The organism is Streptomyces liliiviolaceus (assembly GCF_018070025.1).
Classification (GTDB): Bacteria; Actinomycetota; Actinomycetes; order Streptomycetales; family Streptomycetaceae; genus Streptomyces; species Streptomyces liliiviolaceus.
Genome location: NZ_JAGPYQ010000001.1, coordinates 3470539 through 3487565 on the forward strand (window position 1 = coordinate 3470539; position 17027 = coordinate 3487565).

General features: G+C 68.6%; 20 protein-coding genes. 2 read left to right on the forward strand and 18 right to left on the reverse strand.

The window, feature by feature from the left end:
• Positions 1 to 13: 13 nt before the first annotated feature.
• The gene (locus tag J8N05_RS15145) at positions 14 to 1234 is read right to left on the reverse strand and encodes a globin domain-containing protein (protein ID WP_210883230.1); all 1221 of its coding nucleotides are present in this window, start codon (positions 1232 to 1234) and stop codon (positions 14 to 16) included.
• 330 nt (positions 1235 to 1564) lie between these two features.
• Between J8N05_RS15145 and J8N05_RS15150 the strand changes: the two genes are divergently transcribed.
• On the forward strand, positions 1565 to 2926 hold the full coding sequence (locus J8N05_RS15150) for a glutamine synthetase family protein (protein ID WP_107018335.1): 1362 nt from the start codon (positions 1565 to 1567) through the stop codon (positions 2924 to 2926).
• A 75-nt stretch (positions 2927 to 3001) separates the two neighbouring features.
• Here the strand turns inward: J8N05_RS15150 and J8N05_RS15155 are convergent, their stop codons facing one another.
• The 15 genes from J8N05_RS15155 to J8N05_RS15225 form a co-directional block, all read right to left on the reverse strand.
• On the reverse strand, positions 3002 to 4270 hold the full coding sequence (locus J8N05_RS15155; protein WP_210883231.1) for a tyrosine-type recombinase/integrase: 1269 nt from the start codon (positions 4268 to 4270) through the stop codon (positions 3002 to 3004).
• A gap of 79 nt (positions 4271 to 4349) precedes the next feature.
• Entirely contained in the window at positions 4350 to 4595 is a 246-nt protein-coding gene (locus J8N05_RS15160; RefSeq protein WP_210883232.1) for a helix-turn-helix domain-containing protein, read from the reverse strand.
• 89 nt (positions 4596 to 4684) lie between these two features.
• Entirely contained in the window at positions 4685 to 6109 is a 1425-nt protein-coding gene (locus J8N05_RS15165; protein ID WP_247706288.1) for a DNA primase family protein, read from the reverse strand.
• Complete coding sequence (locus tag J8N05_RS15170; protein WP_210883233.1) at positions 6106 to 6453, reverse strand: hypothetical protein; 348 nt, start codon at positions 6451 to 6453, stop codon at positions 6106 to 6108. Before J8N05_RS15170 ends, J8N05_RS15165 begins: the two co-directional genes overlap by 4 nt.
• The gene (locus J8N05_RS15175; RefSeq protein WP_210883234.1) at positions 6450 to 7358 is read right to left on the reverse strand and encodes a bifunctional DNA primase/polymerase; all 909 of its coding nucleotides are present in this window, start codon (positions 7356 to 7358) and stop codon (positions 6450 to 6452) included. The genes J8N05_RS15170 and J8N05_RS15175 overlap by 4 nt, the downstream gene beginning before the upstream one ends.
• A complete protein-coding gene (locus J8N05_RS15180) occupies positions 7355 to 7726 on the reverse strand; it encodes a hypothetical protein (protein WP_210883236.1) in 372 nt (123 codons plus the stop codon). The genes J8N05_RS15175 and J8N05_RS15180 overlap by 4 nt, the downstream gene beginning before the upstream one ends.
• Positions 7727 to 7810: 84 nt before the next feature.
• A complete protein-coding gene (locus tag J8N05_RS15185; RefSeq protein ID WP_210883238.1) occupies positions 7811 to 8290 on the reverse strand; it encodes a hypothetical protein in 480 nt (159 codons plus the stop codon).
• The gene (locus tag J8N05_RS15190) at positions 8287 to 8538 is read right to left on the reverse strand and encodes a hypothetical protein (protein WP_210883239.1); all 252 of its coding nucleotides are present in this window, start codon (positions 8536 to 8538) and stop codon (positions 8287 to 8289) included. The genes J8N05_RS15185 and J8N05_RS15190 overlap by 4 nt, the downstream gene beginning before the upstream one ends.
• Before the next feature lie 12 nt (positions 8539 to 8550).
• Complete coding sequence (locus J8N05_RS15195; protein WP_210883240.1) at positions 8551 to 8745, reverse strand: hypothetical protein; 195 nt, start codon at positions 8743 to 8745, stop codon at positions 8551 to 8553.
• A complete protein-coding gene (locus J8N05_RS15200; RefSeq protein WP_210883241.1) occupies positions 8742 to 9017 on the reverse strand; it encodes a hypothetical protein in 276 nt (91 codons plus the stop codon). The genes J8N05_RS15195 and J8N05_RS15200 overlap by 4 nt, the downstream gene beginning before the upstream one ends.
• Positions 9018 to 9158: 141 nt before the next feature.
• Entirely contained in the window at positions 9159 to 11396 is a 2238-nt protein-coding gene (locus J8N05_RS15205) for a cell division protein FtsK (RefSeq protein ID WP_210883242.1), read from the reverse strand.
• Positions 11397 to 11546: 150 nt separating this feature from the next.
• Entirely contained in the window at positions 11547 to 11927 is a 381-nt protein-coding gene (locus tag J8N05_RS15210) for an RRQRL motif-containing zinc-binding protein (RefSeq protein ID WP_210883243.1), read from the reverse strand.
• The gene (locus J8N05_RS15215; RefSeq protein ID WP_210883245.1) at positions 11927 to 12925 is read right to left on the reverse strand and encodes a DUF2637 domain-containing protein; all 999 of its coding nucleotides are present in this window, start codon (positions 12923 to 12925) and stop codon (positions 11927 to 11929) included. The genes J8N05_RS15210 and J8N05_RS15215 overlap by 1 nt, the downstream gene beginning before the upstream one ends.
• Positions 12922 to 13212 (reverse strand): hypothetical protein, encoded by a 291-nt coding sequence (locus J8N05_RS15220; protein WP_210883247.1) that lies wholly within the window; start codon positions 13210 to 13212, stop codon positions 12922 to 12924. The genes J8N05_RS15215 and J8N05_RS15220 overlap by 4 nt, the downstream gene beginning before the upstream one ends.
• 97 nt (positions 13213 to 13309) lie before the next feature.
• The gene (locus J8N05_RS15225; RefSeq protein WP_210883249.1) at positions 13310 to 14122 is read right to left on the reverse strand and encodes a DUF4097 family beta strand repeat-containing protein; all 813 of its coding nucleotides are present in this window, start codon (positions 14120 to 14122) and stop codon (positions 13310 to 13312) included.
• A 464-nt stretch (positions 14123 to 14586) separates the two neighbouring features.
• Here J8N05_RS15225 and J8N05_RS15230 point away from each other — a divergent pair, with 464 nt between their 5' ends.
• Positions 14587 to 14982, forward strand: coding sequence for a winged helix-turn-helix domain-containing protein (locus J8N05_RS15230; protein WP_210883250.1), 396 nt, complete (start codon positions 14587 to 14589; stop codon positions 14980 to 14982).
• Between the two features lie 216 nt (positions 14983 to 15198).
• Here the strand turns inward: J8N05_RS15230 and J8N05_RS15235 are convergent, their stop codons facing one another.
• Entirely contained in the window at positions 15199 to 15762 is a 564-nt protein-coding gene (locus tag J8N05_RS15235; protein WP_247706289.1) for a flavoprotein, read from the reverse strand.
• Positions 15759 to 16994, reverse strand: a complete 1236-nt coding sequence (locus tag J8N05_RS15240; protein ID WP_210883252.1) for a helix-turn-helix domain-containing protein — start codon at positions 16992 to 16994, stop codon at positions 15759 to 15761. The genes J8N05_RS15235 and J8N05_RS15240 overlap by 4 nt, the downstream gene beginning before the upstream one ends.
• Positions 16995 to 17027: the final 33 nt, after the last annotated feature.

Sequence of the window (17027 nt, forward strand, 5' to 3'; positions counted from 1 at the left end):
GGCGGAGCCCCTGTCAGGCGTCGGCGTCCGCCAACCACAGGTCCGGCCCGAACACCTCGTAGTGGATGTCGGCAGCAGCGACCCCCTTCGCGAGAAGCTGCCCCCGCACCGCCCGCATGAACGGCAACGGCCCACACAGATACGCCCGCGTGCCCGACGCGACCACCACTCCGGAGAGATCGACCAGCCCCACCCGCTCGACCGGATGCCCCGCCGCAACCCCCCGCTCGTACCAGAAGTGCGCCACCCCGTCGGCAAGCTTCGAGACGCACCCCGCGTGCTCCTCGCGCAGAGCGTGCTCCCCCGGGGACCGGTCCGCGTGCACCACGGTCACCGGCCCCCGATGCCCGGACGCCACGAGCTGCTCCAGCATGGCGATCATCGGCGTCACCCCGATACCCGCGGACGCGAGCAGCACCGGCGCCTCCGAGCCGGCGTCGAGGACGAGATCCCCGTACGGGGCGGACACGTCGAGCGTGCTGCCGACCTCCACGCGCGCGTGGAGGTGGTTGGAGACCTCCCCCTCGGGCGCACCCCCGCCGTGCACCCGCTTCACACCGATCCGGCGTACGGACGAGCCGGCCGCGCCGATGAGGCTGTACTGCCGGGTCTGGAGCGCCCCGTCCGGCAGCTCGACGCGCACGGAGACGTACTGGCCGGGCCGGAAGGCGGGCGCGGGGGAGCCGTCGGCCGGGCGGATCAGGAAGGTGGCCACGTCCGCGGTCTCCTCGACGCGCTCGACGACCTCCCAGGCCCGCCGCCCACCCGGGCCGCCGTCCACGCCGTCCGCCTCGCTCGCCGCGTACAGCCGCTTCTCGATGGCGATGAGGGCGTTGGCCATCAGCCAGTACACCTCGGTCCAGGCGGCGGCGACCTGAGGGGTGACCGCCTCGCCGAGGACGTCGGCGATGGCGGCGAAGAGGTACTGGTGGACCACCGGGTACTGCTCGGGCGCGATGCCCAGGGACGCGTGCTTGTGCGCGATGCGGTTCAGCATCGCGTCGGGCCGTACGTCCGGCCGCTCGACGAGCTGGGTCGCGAACGCGGCGAACGCGCCCGCCAGGGCCTGGCGCTGGGTTCCCGAGGACTGGTTGCCGCGGTTGAAGAGGTCGCGCAGCAGCTCGGGGTGGGCGGCGAAGAGGCCCGCGTAGAAGCGGTCGCTGATCTCTCCCAGGGCCCCGCCGACGGCGGGAAGGGTGGCACGGACGGTGGCGGCGGACTGCTCGGACAGCATCGGGGCTCCTCAAGCTCGACTGCCCGCACGGTATTAAAACTTGCATCTCAAATGCAAGTTATAGGCGAGGGGTTGGCGGGTGTCCGTGCGTGTGGGGAAGGTGACGGAGAGACGCCAGTGGTCGGCCATTTCCTGTGCGCCGCTCAGCGGGCAAGATGGGCGTCAGTGCAGTACACCTGCCGTGTGCGAGGCGTTCGGGCGGAGGTCGGCCGGACGATCGGGGCCCGCAACGCGCATGAAATGCTGATGTGGTGTGATGCGCAGGTGCCCGACCGCCTCCCTGGGACGGGAGCAGGCGGCCTGACCAGCAAGATTGGGTGGAAGCGGAAGATGGACAAGCAGCAGGAGTTCGTGCTCCGTACTTTGGAAGAGCGCGACATCCGTTTCGTACGCCTGTGGTTCACGGACGTGCTGGGCTTCCTCAAATCGGTGGCCGTGGCCCCGGCGGAGCTGGAACAGGCCTTCGACGAGGGCATCGGCTTCGACGGATCCGCCATCGAGGGCTTCGCCCGCGTCTACGAGTCCGACATGATCGCCAAGCCGGACCCGTCGACCTTCCAGGTGCTGCCGTGGCGGGCCGAGGCCCCCGGCACCGCCCGGATGTTCTGCGACATCCTGATGCCGGACGGCTCGCCGTCCTTCGCGGACCCGCGGTACGTGCTGAAGCGGGCGCTGGCGAAGGCCTCCGACCAGGGCTTCACCTTCTACACCCACCCGGAGATCGAGTTCTTCCTGCTGAAGGACAAGCCGACGGACGGCTCGCGGCCGACCCCGGCCGACAACTCCGGCTACTTCGACCACACCCCGCACAACGTCGGCATGGACTTCCGCCGCCAGGCGATCACCATGCTGGAGTCGATGGGCATCTCGGTCGAGTTCTCGCACCACGAGGGCGCGCCGGGCCAGCAGGAGATCGACCTGCGGTACGCGGACGCGCTGTCCACGGCCGACAACATCATGACGTTCCGGCTGGTCATGAAGCAGGTGGCGCTGGAGCAGGGCGTGCAGGCGACGTTCATGCCGAAGCCGTTCAGCGAGCACCCGGGCTCGGGCATGCACACGCACCTCTCGCTCTTCGAGGGCGACCGCAACGCGTTCTACGAGTCGGGCTCCGAGTACCAGCTCTCCAAGGTCGGCCGTTCCTTCATCGCGGGCCTGCTGAAGCACTCGGCGGAGATCGCCGCGATCACCAACCAGTGGGTCAACTCGTACAAGCGCATCTGGGGCGGCTCCGAGCGCACCGCGGGCGCGGGCGGCGAGGCGCCCTCGTACATCTGCTGGGGCCACAACAACCGCTCGGCCCTGGTCCGTGTCCCGATGTACAAGCCCGGCAAGACGGGCTCGGCGCGGGTGGAGGTCCGCTCGATCGACTCGGGCGCGAACCCCTACCTGACGTACGCGGTCCTGCTGACCGCCGGCCTCAAGGGCATCGAAGAGGGCTACGAGCTGCCGCCGGGCGCCGACGACGACGTGTGGGCCCTCTCCGACGCGGAGCGCCGGGCGATGGGCATCGAGCCGCTGCCCCAGAACCTGGGCGAGTCCCTGTCCCTGATGGAACGCAGCGAACTGGTCGCCGAAACCCTCGGCGAACACGTCTTCGACTTCTTCCTGCGCAACAAGCGCCAGGAGTGGGAGGAGTACCGCTCCGAGGTGACGGCGTTCGAACTGCGGAAGAACCTGCCGGTGCTGTAAGGGCAGGTCAGAGCGGGTTTTCTCGCCGGTCAGACGAGTGGGCCGACGGTCGCGTACCGTCGGCCCAACCCTGTCTTACTGCCCCTGGGCCGTCTGTGGGCCGTCCGGTGCTGGATCGGGCCCCGCGTACAGGCTGTCCACGGCCATGCGAGCGCGCGCGTCGCTGTTCGGCATGAGGTGGGTGTAGACCCGGAGCGTGAACCCCGGGTCGTTGTGCCCGAGATAGCGGCTCAGCGCCTTGATGTTCTCCCCGGCGTTCAGCAAAACCGACGCGTAGAAGTGCCTCAGGGCGTGCATGCCGTGTTCGCGGGCCGCTTGGTGTCGCTCACCCGCCTCCGGCTCCGGCAGCACGCCGGCCGCTACGAGAGCGGGCTTCCAGGCGCGATCGTTGAAGTCGGTTCGGCGAACCGCGCCTGCACCATCAAGGCGGGTGAACAGCAATTGCCGTGTCACCGGGCGGCCGTCCTGCCGGAGCCACGGCAGGGTGATTGAGACCGGCGGGAACGCCTTCATATGGCTTTTGAGGATGTCCGCCACGCGGTCGGACAGAGGAACGTCACGAAGCTTGTTGCGCTTCGGCGGACCGAACACGAGTCCCCCGGTCGTCACCTTGACCTGGTTCACGACGTGCAGCCACCCGGAGTCAAAGTCGATTTCGTCCACGGGTAGTCCGAAGATCTCCCCTTGCCGCAACCCGCATCCTGCCCCGAGGTCGACCGCCGCACGGAAGCGCTCGGGCAGAGCCTCCCGGACGCCGAAGACGCGTTCAGCCGCCCACGGCACCACACGGCCGGTTCCCGGCGCAGGAGGGCGTACGGACTGTGCGCGGCACGGGTTCTTCAATAGGTGACCGTCATCGACGGCCGCGTTGAGGATCGTCGACACGCTGTTGTAGATCACCCGTCGGTACGACGACGCGGGTATGGCCCGCTCCAACTCGCTCAGCCAGTCCCGGATGTGCTCCGGCTTGAAGGAACCGAGAGGGCGCGTGCCGATATAGGGAATCGCGTGACCGCGAACGGAAGAGGTGACCGTTTCACGGGTTGTCAGGTCGGTGGTCTGGGTGCTCAGCCACTTCTCGGCGTACTGCCCGAACGTCGTTCGGCCGGCGGCAGGGTCCACGTAGGTGCCGCTGTCCATGTCGGCTTCCGTCTTCGTGAGCCACTTCTCGGCGAGCCGCTTCTGTCCGTCGGGGTAGCTCTTGGACTTCTCGGTGCCGTCGGGGCCGATGTAGCGGGCCCGGTAGCGCAGGCCGGTGCCGTGGCGGTCGCTTTTGACGCGGGTGGTCTTGCCCTGGGCGTTGGTGTTGGTCTTGTACCAGCGGTCTTGGATGTGGCCTGCCATGTGGCGGCGGTCCTCTCGACATGCAGCAGGGAGAGCCGCCGGGTGGCGGCTCTCCCTGCTGTCTGCGGTAGTTGCGGGATCAGGCGGCGGCCTGGTCGTCGGTCTTGCGATCAGTGACGTAGTCGTGGACGTCGGCGGGGTCGTAGCGCAGGTGTTTCCCGATGCGGAATCCGGGTGGTCCGGTGCGCTTCTTGTGCCACTGGTAGACGGTCTCTTTGGGCACTTTGAACATCACGGCGATGTCATCGGGGGTCAGGTACTGGTCTGGAAGGCCGCGCCGGAGGGTGGCGAAGGGGTCGGCACGGACGGGGGCGGATGCGCTCACTGCGTCCTCCACAAGGTGGAATCACATTGCTCTGAGTCGTGACTCATCGCGACTCAGAGCAGGTTGGCGGGGTCTTGAGTCGCGATGAGTCACGACTCAGGCGAATGTGGTTCGCGCTGGTTGAGGGTGATTCCGCTGTAGGTGGCGACCTGTTGCCCGTAGGCGTCGCGGGGGCGGGTGCGGTTGAGCTGGGGAACCACGGAGAGCAGGTTGCGGCCGAAGACCTGCTTGGTGCCGGCGCGGACGCCGTTGTCCTCGGCCCACTCGCGCCAGACCGTCCACAGCGCGTCCACGGGGACGCTGCATGTCGGGCCGGTCGCGCAGCGTTCACGGACGAACGCGCTGGTGGGTGAGGCGGTGTCTTGCATGGTGGTGACCGCTTCACGGCTGGACTTCGGTTCCGTGATCCGGCCCGTCTGCTGGAGCCGGGCGAGGCCTTCCAGAGCCCAGTTGAGGATGCCGGGCATCTCCGTGGTGAGCTTGTCCATGAGGGTGGGATCTTCCTTGCCCAGCCACGACACGGTCATGTTGAGCAGCACGAACCGTTTGGCGATGACGCCTGAGGAGTCGCCGAAGTGCGGCAGCTCGTTGGACAGGATCATCAGCCGGGTGGGCAGCTTGCCGGTCCACACGGCGCGGTACTTGCGGTCCACGTCGATCGTGTCTTCACCAGAGATCGTCAGGAGTCGTTCAACGACCTGGCTGTTGTTGCTGTTGCCGTCCAGCCGGGCGTCCGAGATGACGGCGAGCGGCTTGCCCACGAGGGTGGACAGACCGAAGTTCGTGCCGAGTCCGGCGAGGGTGGGCCCGGCCAAGTTCTCCTTGCCGACCAGTTCTTTGAGGACGCGGGCGATGGTGCCTTTGCCGGATCGTGTGGGGCCGACCATGAGGAGGATCTTCTGCTGGTCGGTGCGGCCGGACAGGACGTAGCCGAACCACTCCTGAACAGCGTGGACGGCGTCGGGGTCGTCGGGCCACAACTGCGCCAGGAAGCGTTCCCACGTTGGTGCGGCGGCGGTGGGGTCGTAGGTGAAGGGGACGGAGACGAGGTTGAAGAATCCGGGACTGTGCGGCAGGAGCGCGCGGTCACGAATCCTCAGCAGTCCGTTCTCACACGCCACGATCGGGCTTTCCTCCTGCTCGCCGGCGCCCTGGTTGTCGAGCCATGCGGGGGCGTCCAGGTCGGTGGGCAGGAGCGTGATCGAGCCGAGCGCGTCCAGCAGGTTGCTGATCTTCTGCTTGGTCGGTGCCCAGTCGCGTTCCTCGGTCTGCCCGTCCTTGACGGGCACCCGGTAGAGAGCGTGCTCAAGACGCTCGTACATCGCTGCGCGCACCTGCGCTTCGTCGAACTCGCGCCAGCAGGTGCCGTTCCAGCGCATCCAGGACGCGCGCCAGCGCCGGTAGATGAGCTGTTCGTCCTCGGTCTCCCAGTCGGGCAGCAGACGACGGGCGACGGCCATGGGGTGGGACGGCGCGGGAAGTTCCTCGGTCTCGGTGGCAGGCTGCTTCATCATGCGGCGGCCCTCCCTTCCCGGGGGGTGCGAAGCGGGCATGCGTCGCGGTGGTCGGTGTGCTCGATGATCAGGGCCAGGACGCGCCGCCGGCCGAACGCCCGCCGCTCCCACCCACACGCGCACCGCGAGGACGCGGTGGGGGTGGCGCCGTACGGGGCGCAGATGGTCAGCCACGCGACCGGGTAGCGGCCGTCTGCGGTCTGTCGGTCAGGGAGAACAGCAGTGGGGACGCCTTCGGCGACGCCCTTCGAGTCGCCTACGGCCGTCCGGGGTCCGGCAGGTGCGGCGGCCTGCGGACCGGTGGGGTGCCGGGTGAGGCTCTTAGAGGGGAGAGGGTTGGTCATGCGGCCCTGCCCCGCGGGGAGTTGTGGGTGATCGACCAGTCCAGCGCGCGGCGGATCACGTCGTCGTAGTAGCGCTGTGGCTGTGTGGCGTTGGCCCCCGCCGCTCCCCTAAGAGCCTGCTCAACCACAGATCGGGCGAGGTCGCCGGACGCGACGAACCGTCCCAGAGCCCGTGCGGCTCGTAGGAGGGTGGCGTTGCGGGTGCCGTCGGCGGCGGTGGCCACGTTCCGCACCTCACAGTCGAGTGCTACGTCCGCGTATCGGCGTGATTGCCCCGCTACGACCCCTGTAGGAGCCTGTACTGGCTTGGGGGCGGGTTGAAGGATGCTCAGCAGCCACGCGGGCACCGGGGCCGCCACAGAGCCGCCTATGGCTTCGTACGGTCCGGAGGGGGTGGTGCTGCCCGCGGCGACGACATATCCACCGCACGCTCGGGTGTCGACCAACGGAGCGATGCTGCCTGCCGTGTTGGTCAGCCGCACGCCGTCCGGTGCGGTGAAGTACAGGTGCTGTCCGCCGCTCGCGGTCCGGGTCCGGTAGGTGTGGGGGACGGCGTGGCCGGTGTGCTCGCAGAGCGCCTCAAAGGTCGTCACGCCGTCAGGCGTGCCCGCATCGCCCTTGTCTTGGCTCTTGTCCTTGGGCACGTCCAGATCGACGACGACCAGCCGTGACGGACCGGTGGCGATACCGACGTTGAACGGCCCATGTGACCAGGCCACACGGATACGGTCCGGGTCCGTCGTGGCCCGCTGCTCCCACTTGGCATGGCCGCTCGCGCAAGGGCCGGTGCCTGGGCACGACGTTTCGCCGTGCAGGGCCGGCCGCTTACTGCCGACCCGGAGCGGGAAGACGTACCAGCCTCGCTCTGTGGCGCTCATGGCCGCGTTCAGGAGGTGCTCGCTCATGCCGCAACCTCCGGGTGAAGGTAGGCGACCAGCTTGCCCAGCGCGCGGGCATAGGCGATCTCGGAGCGGGTGGACGTGCCGATACGGGTTCCGACGACGATGACCTGATCGGCAAGCCGGATCTTCGCCTTGTGGAGCCGGTCAAGCCGGTCTTTCAACAGGTCGGCGTCGGTGGGGTCGGCCCACAGGAGATGCGGTTGTTTCATGTTGCAGCCGACTGAGAGGACGATCCGGCCCATGGCGGTCTGCCTGAGATTGGTCTCGGTGAACTCATCCATGAACTCGGTGGATCCGCACAGAACGACGATCAGCGGCATGTCCGCGAGGGGTGCGGCGAGGGCTCGCCGGATGGGGGTGAGTTGGGTCATGCTGGAGTTCTCCTGTTTCTGTCGAAGGGACGGAGAACCGGGGCGGTCGCGGTCTTTGGCGAGAGGCGACCGCCCCAGCCACGTCTAGCCGTGGAAGTGATTGCGCTTGATCACGGCCTTGCGGATGTGGAAGGTGTTGCCGCCGTTGTGGCCGCTCGCGCTGAACACCTGCACCGCCACCCAACCGCCGAAGATCACGGCGGCGAGGATGACGAGCTGGGTGATCAGGGCGGTCAGTGCGGTGATGAACGCGGTCAGCAGGAAGAGGCCGCCGCACACCGCGCCGAACCCGATCCCTCCGAGGGCGATGTTCACCGCCGTGCGCGAGACGGCCGGCTTGGCCGCGAGGGGTTCGGGCTTGGCGGGCTCGATGGAGTAGCCGGTGACGACGCGACCGTCCGGTAGGACGACGCTCGTCACCGCCGGGATGCTGCTCGGCTGTACCGGTACGAGCGGCGCGGCGTGCTGAATCGGGGCGAGGGGCATCGGGTGGTGGACTTCCAGGGCCGCCGCGTCACGCACGGCCGGATGCTGCCGGTCGTAGGGCGTGGTGGGATCGTTCACTTTGTACCCCCAGCGAGGTAGGCGCGGCCCGCGGCGGTCGCCTTCACGGGATCGGTGTGGCCGTTGCCGATGTCGACGAGCCCGAGGGCGGCCAGCGGGTGAAAGGTGCGGTCGTTGACCGTGTACTGCGTGCCATCAAGGCGCCAGCGGCCACAAGGCGCGTGGTGGAACAGGATTCCGTGGCCGTCGTCTTGGTCAGCGATGGTCTGCAACAGCGTGAGAACGGCGCGCGAAAGTTTGATGGTCATGGGTGCCTCCCGTCAGTTGCCGAGAGCGGACAGGGCGTCGGCGGACGCCTGCACGAGGTTGCGGATGGGCTCGTACGCACCGGTCCCAGCGGCGAAGAACCCGAAGAGGAACAGCACGATGGCCGCGCCCCCTCCGGCGGACTTGGTCTTGACGGCGAGGGCGGACGCGGCGCCGAACAGCAGCACGGCGGAAATGTTGAGGATCATCGGGAGCCTTCCGGGCGCGGGGTGTCGGTGCCGGCGCGGTAGATGCGGGCCCACCGGTTGTAGAGCCAGCGGCCCACTCGGATGCGCTTGCCGGTCGCGTGGCAGCGGCGGCAGTCCTTGCCGCGCTTGGGCCGTCCCTTGCGGTCGGTCTTCAGCGCGTGGCCCATGCCGCGGCACTTGCGGCAGTTGCCGAACGGCGAGCCAGCACACACCGCGATATAACAGAGAGTGACGCCGAGAATCAGGGTGATAGCGAGCAGGGCAGGGGTCATCACGGGCCCTTCCAGGCGGGTTTCCAGGGTTTCCGCAGGTGGGCCGCTATCCGCTAGCGGCCTGATCAGAGCAGGTTTGGGGCGCTAGCGGGGTCGCTAACGTTAGCGGGGTGTGCCGCTAGCGTTAGCGACCCCAGAGGGTCAGCCCGCGTCCCGCTTTCCGTCACGCTCCGCAATCGCGGCGAGGATGTGGGCACGCTCGATGCCGCGCCGGTTGACGACCTTGCCGTCCACGCGGCGGCCCACCTGGATGGTGGCGACGCCGTGCGGCTTCAGGGCCGCGTTCAGCGCGTCGGGGTCCCATCCGTCGTAGACCTCGGGGCGCAGGTCGGCGAGCCGGGCAACGACCGTCTCGGACCACGCCTTGGGCTCCTTGGCGGGGACCACGGCGAGGATGTCGGCGAGCAGGTCGTAGGCGGGACCGGTGACCGTCTCGGGTGCTTCCCCGAGCGCGTGGCCGGACAGGAGTCCGGCCTTCTCGCGGACCTTGCGGGCGCGGGCCGCGATGACGTCGGCGCCGGGTCCGTCGACGTAGACGGAGCCGACGATCCTCGCGTCCGAGCCTTCACCGATGAAGTAGTGAATGCCCTTGTCACCCCACGCGAACATCGTCGCGCGGACCCCGCGCTTGTAGGCGGAGGTGCCGAGCACCATGTCGTTCTCGGTCTGGCCCATGACCTTCAGGCACCACCGCGCCGACGCGTTCGCGCTGATACCGGTGGGCAGGGACTTGGCATCCGGGCGCTGGGTGGCCGCGAGGAACACGATGCCGGTCGCGGGACCGCGCTTGACCAGGTCAGTTGCGATCTCCTCGAACTCCTTGCCGTGCTCCCCGTGCTCGAACAGCACCTGGCATTCGTCCACCGCGATCACGATCGGGTGCAGACCCAACGACCGCTTGTCCGCCAGCGCGCTGGTCACCTTGTTCTCGGGGCAGATGTCCCGCGGAAGCGACCGGATCACCTTCGTGCGGCGGCGCAGTTCCTCGCGCAGGGCCCGCCAGTCGGCGAGCGCGTAGGCGATGGCTTCGTCGTCGTCACCGGCCGCGTGCCGGTGGGAGACGGCGTTGCCGACCGGGTCAAGGTCGCCGGTGCCCTTCATGTCGTAGGTGTGCAGCTCCGCCCGCGGGTCCAACGCGGCGATGAGCATGAGCAGCCTGAGCAGGAAGGTTTTACCCATGCGCGGGATGGCACCGATGACGCCCGCGATGTACATGAGGGTGATCTCGACCCAGCGTCCGCGCTGGTCGGTGCCGTAGGCGACCGGCTTGAACAGGTCGACCGTACCGGCCTTGGCCAGCGGCCAGGCAGGCTTCTTCGACTTGTTCAGATCCTGGTCCCCGACCCACAGCACGAGGTGCCCGGTGTGCTCATCCGGGACCGCCTCCGGCCACACGCACCCGAGAGGGCGGCGCAGGCCGGACGCGAGGCGGTCGCGCCGCTCGATGACGTCGGTGACCGTCACGCCGTAGGGGAGGTTCCCCTCCGCACGCCATCCGGGGCCGTCGCGGGTGATCGGGGCGGTGAACTCGAACCCGTCCCGCCCCTTGCCCTGCGCCTGGTTGATGGCGGGAATGCCGAGCGCTCCCAGCGCGCGCAGCACGATGTCACTGGTGAGCTTGACCGCCTTGGGCAGTTCCACAGCCTTGTGGATGACCGGTGCATCCGCCTTGCGTCCCGCGGCCCCGAGCGCCATCGTCACGGCGCCGACCGACACGGCCTGAAGCCAGTCGGGGGCGAGGACGTAGAGGGCGAGTGCGGAGCCGAGTCCGATGAACATCGCCAGCACGGTCACGAGGGTCCGCAGTCGGACCCGTCCGTCGCGCTGCCGGGACAGCTTCAGGTACTCGGCCGCGTCCTCGCGCCGTACCGCGGCGAGCCTCACCGGTTCACCCTCGCGGTCTGCCACCCACCGCATCGTGCCGCCGATGAACCGCGCGGTACCGGTCGGCGCCTGGAAGGCGAGGCGGGCGGCGTAGACCGGGGAGCGGAGCGCGTGGTAGCCGAGCGAGTGGGCGTAGTGCCGGGCCACCCACGCGGTGGCGGTCTTCAGTTCCGCGAGCGACTTGAGCCAGATGGGGACGACCGGGCGGCGCCGTGCGGCGAGCAGCCGACCGAGGTAGCCCGGACCGGCCGCCTTCACGGTCGGCTGGTCGACCATGATGCGGGCGGTCGGGTCGGCCGACTCGGCACCCGACCGGTCCGGTGTCGAGTCGGCCGACGGGTCGGCGTCGGGTCGGGCGGTCGAGTCGGCCGACTCGCTGCGGGCGGATCGGGCCTTGTCGAGGTCGACCACCTCGCCCCCGGTCGGGGCGGTCGGGTCGGCCATCTCGGCTTCCAGTCGGTTGAACAGTTCGTTGTCGTCGTCGGGGTGCTTCACTGAGGTTCCTTCCACTTCCGGGTGTGAGGGAGAGCGGGCCCGGCCGTCGCTGTAGGAGGTGGGCGGCCGGGCCCGTGAACTGATGCTGAGCGCTGCGTTGAGCGGTAAGGGCTACAACCTGTAGCCCTTCTACGGGTGGACACTTCGTCGTCAGGTGCGCTGTTCTTCGAGGGCGATGCACAGTCCGCAGATGCCGTACGAGGTGGGGATGCAGTAGCCGACATCGATCCGGCAGCGGGGGCAGGTGCGGCGGGCGAGCATCGCCAGCGCGAGCGCGCCCCACTTGCGGGAGGTCATCGGCCGGACCGGCTTGGCCCGGTCGACGTGGTAGAGGTACGCGACGCGGACACCGCCGGCGCGTCGGTTGCCGCGCATCACCTGTGCCGCGATCGGCTGTCCGCCGGGCCGTAAGCCCTTCGCCCGGAGTTGGCGGCGGGTCGCCAGACCCTCCGGCGCCAGACGCCATGGGTAGGTGGGAATCCCGTGCAGTGCGCCGGTCGGGTCGTTGCACTTCCCCCAGACCGCGGACATCAGGCGGCCACAGCCGTCGGTGTCTCGCCCTCCGGGTTCACGGCGTGCAGCGGGCGGCCGTCGGCACGCTCGGTCTTCATCGCGTCCCGGAGCTTGCGGGCGTTGGCAGCCGAGCAGTGCACCGCAGTTCGGACGGCTTCCGCGTTCAGCTCCGCATCCGTCCACGACGCGGTGAGCGTGCGAGCCTCGCTCAGCAGCTCCTCAAAGGTGCGCTGAGGGGTGCCCTTTGCCTTCACCCTGGTCTGCCGGGGCGGGCGCTGCTTGGACGCGGCCGGGGGCGCCGGCCGCTTCCCCGCCGGGGGCGGGGCGGGGATGTCCTGCTCGCTGCCGGGGGCCATAGTGCCCATGCGGAGCATCACGCGCTCACGCCGCGGGGTCTTGGTCCGCCACGAGCGGCCGTAGGTTTCGCGCAGGTCCGCGCGGGCCAACTGCCGCTCCTTCTCCCGCGCCAGTGCCTCGCTGTAGGAGGTGATCTCCCACAGCGTCATCCGGCGCCACAGCGCGAACGTGGACGGGAAGGCGAGCAGCCAGCGGGAGAACCGGATCTTCTCCATGCGGCGGCCGGTGGCGGCGCCGATCCGCACGGCGTAGATGTGCGCGCCGATCTCGGAGAACACCACCCACAACAGCGGCATCGTGCCGTGCGCGACCTTCGCCCACACCTCATGGCCGGCAGCGACGTTCAGCCCGCAGGTGATCAGGGTGAGGATCCAGGGCACGAACCGCACCCACGCGAGCGCCATGTCCATCCGGATCAACAGGAGGTTGGCGACGGTGAACACCGGGATGGCCACGTCGATACCGACCGGCAGCATCCACGGCGAAGTGAACCCCCACCGCGCCGCGGCCTCGGAGACAGCGGCGAAGGAAGAGATCAGACCGAGCGCGCCGACACCGGCTGCGGCCAGCGCTCCGACACCGGCGAGCCCCAACTCAGGACGGGTCAGCGGCGGCACCCCGGACGTGGCCGTCTCAGGGGCGGGGACTGTAGCGCTCATGCCGCTACCCCCTTGCGGGCCACGCGGCGGCGCCGGGCGGTGCGGGTCAGCGGGGTGACGTCGAACAGGTCCGGGTTGTCCTCGACGACCTGCGCCGCGATGCGGATCAGGTCGTCGGGCAGGTCCGGGTTGTCGGCGAGGATGTCGCGCGCCGCGTCCTCGCGGGCCGCGCGCTCTTCATCCGTCTCGCCCTCGACCCCGAGCCACAGTTCAACGGGGGTGCCAAGCGCGAGTTCCGCGAAGTCTTCGGCAGAGATCGCCTGTTGGCGGCCGATATAGGTACGCATGGAGGAAGTCCTGACGTCGAAGGGATGCCGGGGCGGTCGCGGTCTTTGGCGAGAGGCGACCGCCCGGGAAGAGAGGAAGGGGTGCGGGGCGCGGGGGCTAGCTGATCTGGACGGAGCCGCTGGTCACTCGGCGGCGGATGTCCAGGTGCGAGGCGCCAGTGATGCGCGCGCTCCCTGAAGTGGCGTTCACGGCGAGACGGCCGGTGGCCTGCGGTGTCGCGGCCATGCGGACGTTGCCGGAGGTGAGGTTCAAGCGGGCGTGATGGCCGCTGTAGGCGCCGACGGTGACGTTGCCGGAGGTGAGATTGATGTCCAGCGGACCGCTCACCTCGCCGACGATGACGCTGCCGCTGGTGACCCTGGCTTCCAGGTCGCCGACCTGCTCGGCGGTCAGCATGCCGGAGGTGCCGTCGTACTCCAGGCGTGCCAGTGCGCCCGTGACGAGGGTGTTCGTGGAATGCGTGCTGATCGCGGCTACCGACCGCGCGGGCAGGTGGACGATCGCGCTGATCGGCGTCGCCGCGTCGCCGGCCGGGCCGGTGGCGGTGACCTCGCGGCCGTTGACGAAGACCTTGCCGCCACCGTGACCGGTGACGTGCACGTTGCCGGTGATGACGTGTACGCCGCTGCCGCCGGAGAACGTCATGGTGCTGCCACCCATGCTGATCGTGGTGCTGCCACTCATGCCGCCGGCCACGTCCGGGACGCGGACCATGAGGTTCTGCCCCCGGAGACTGACGTCGGTGTCGCGGATCGCGTCCGCCGACGGGCCGGAGGCGGCGTCGGTCTTCAGCACCATGTATGCCTGCTTCAGCTCCGGGTCGACCACGACGCGGATGGCGCCCGCGTTCATGGTCAGATTCAGGGCGATCGGGCCGAGGACGTCCACGGGAATCGTGCGTTCGGTCACGGTGAACTCCAGGAAGTCGAAGGGACGTACGAAGCACCGGGACAGCCGCGGTCTTTGGCGAGAGACGGCCGTCCGGCTCCCCCTCACCGCACCTGCGAGAGATGCGGATCAGGCAGCCGGCCTTCGCGCTAGGTGCGAAGGCGAGGTGAGGTGGTACTGGTGTCTCCTTCGGGAACACGGGCTCCCGGCGAAGGCGTACGGAGACGTGACCTTTCGGTCTGTAAGCCCTCCGGACTGCCAAGGGGTCCGGGTCCCTCGCCCCCGCCGAAACGGGGCCTCATGACCCCTTCCGGGGCCCTTTGGTGCTGCGGTCTTGCAGGTCAAGCACTTACGAACACAGCCGGTCGAAGCCCTATCGGGCTCGGCGTGCTGTTGTGACTTCAGATTGACCTAGGTCAATCTGACTGTCAAGGGGGTGCGGAGAAGGATCAGAGATTGACCTAGGTCCGGCTACTCTCGAAGCCATGGACCAGAGCCCCGAAGCGCCCAAGCAGACGCCCACGGCCAAGGAGATTGCGGGGGAGTTCCGTGACAAGATCACGGGCCCCGATCGCGAGTACGAGCCGGGGGACCAGCTCCCAGTCGCTCGCAAGCTCGCCAAGGAACTTGGCGTGCAGCTCATGACTGTTCAGAGCGCGTTTGGCCAGCTCCGTGATGAGGGACTGGTTCTCACTCAGCAGGGCCGTGGAACGTTCGTCCGCGATCCTTCTGTACCCCTCGGCACCGAGCCGGGCAGTAGCCCCGCATTCAGTGCTTTGGCGGCTGAGCTCAGCACGATTCATGACGCTCTCCACTCGCTCGGGGAACGTCTGGAGCGGCTTGAGCGGCTCGTGGGCAGCGAGACTCCACCATCGCCGTGAGTTCATCCGCGCGCCTCAGCAGTCGTTCGACCTTGACGCGCGCCTCGCTCAAACTCGCTTTGATCAAAGCGAGTTCAGCAGGAGTCATGCCTTCCAGCTCGCCGCTTCGCTCATTGATCCCTGACATGCCAATGAGCATGTGGCCAGGAACGGCAGAGGACCCGGACAGTCTGTCCGGGTCCTCTTTCCATGCAGATCAGGCGAGTTGACGGCTCGTCACCGAGTAACCTCATCGACCGTGTCGAGCACGGCCGACCATGGGAGCGTGCGCCCCGCCGGCGCTTCCCGCGGTTCGTACAGCGGCCACACGTCCGAGCCTTGGACAACGTGCACACTCCCGGCTCGAAGGGCATCGATGTGACGCTGCCACGCAGGGTGGCGAGCGTGCGCCGCGTTCACCCGTGGAAAGACGACAACGGGCAAACCGAGAGTGCCGATAGCCTCGCCCACCTGCGTCAATGCCTGGTTGTCCATCAGGCCCGTCGCCAGCTTGGCAACCATATTGGCGGATGCGGGGGCGACCACGTAGCAGTCAACCGGCGGGTGCGGTCGGGCCTCGCCGGGCAACCGCGGCTCATCGCGAACGGGAAGTCCGGTCAGCTTCTCCAGCCGCTCGACCTCGCCGCTCAGTCGTAGCCACTGCCCCGCGGTCGGCGTCAGCGTGACAGCCACCTGCCACCCACGGTCCATCGCAGGCTCGACCAGGCCGGTGCGCAGCGCCTCCACACCTCCGGCCGCCGAACCGACGACTCCCAGCACCCCGCGCTTGCCTGCGCTCACTGCACCGCCCTGCACCGTTGAGCCATCATGAACACTTCGGACGAACGTGAGCCGCCTGTAACCGGAGACTGCTTGACCAGGTCCCGCAGCGTCTCACGCACCCTGGGATTGTTGCGTACGAGCTGCGGTGCTGAGCGCTCAGCGGTTCGGAGTTCCGCGAATGCGTCGTCCCCCTGCCCGCTGAGTGACAGGGCGCGCGCGAAGTCGATTCGGTGCGACACGCTCCGCTCCTGCGGCATGTGGTCGACGTTGATCCGGCCGTGTTCCACCACGTACGACACGTTGTCGAGATCCAGCTCAACGGACAGCCGGTGAAGCAGTACGTTCGTAGGCCCAAAACCGGTCTGCCAGTAGTTCTCATCCGATCCGAGGTCATCCGCGAGTTCCTCGGCACGATCCAACAGGCTCGTTGCGGTCGGCCGGTCCTGATGACGTGCCGCTGCCACGGCGGCGCGCAGGTGGATCATCCCCAGCAGGCTCAGCGCCGCAGGGTCGTTGCCGGCCACCCGAGACGACAGCCATGCAGCGGCCGTATTGCCCAGCTCCAGCGCGTCGTCATACCGGCCGTTTGCCAGGAGGGCGTGTGTGCCGGAACGGGCGGCCGATGCCAGTACGAGCGGGTCGTCCGACTCGTCCGCGGCACGCATCGCGCGCTCGGCAGCGAGCCATGAGATGTCCGATTCGCCGATCTTCGCAAGCGTTGTCGCTGCGAGGTGGTGAGTACGAGCCGAAACGGCCCAGCAGTCGCTACGGTCCTCGCCGCGCCGTGCCGCTCGCTCCTCCAGCTCCTGTGCGGTCTGGAGGAGTGTGGGCAGCGCGGCGATGACGCTGCCGAGCCGCCCACCCTGGTAGTCGTTCCACGCGTGCTCGACACGTACGGCAGTGGGGACGGGAGTCGGGAGCTGCATCTCAGCCTCAGGACCGAAGAGCAAACGAGACAGACGGCGCGGGCTCATGAGCGCGTCGCGCACGGCCGGAACGTCGTCGTGTTGCCTCTCGTCCTCCATGAGTACGGTCTGACCTAGTAGATCCCCGAGGGGGACCCGCAGGATGCGCGACAGTTCAGCGAGCATGTCGATGCGGGGCGGCTTACGGCGGCCCGTTTCGATCTTCGCCAGCCAGTCAGTGCTGTAGCCGACCAGCCCAGCCAGAACCTCTTGCGTATAGCCGCGCCGCTTGCGGTAGAACGCGATCCGCTCGCCGATGCTGAGGTGATCTCCGAGACCACGCATTGCGTGCTGCCTCCTGCTGGTAGTGGGGGCCGG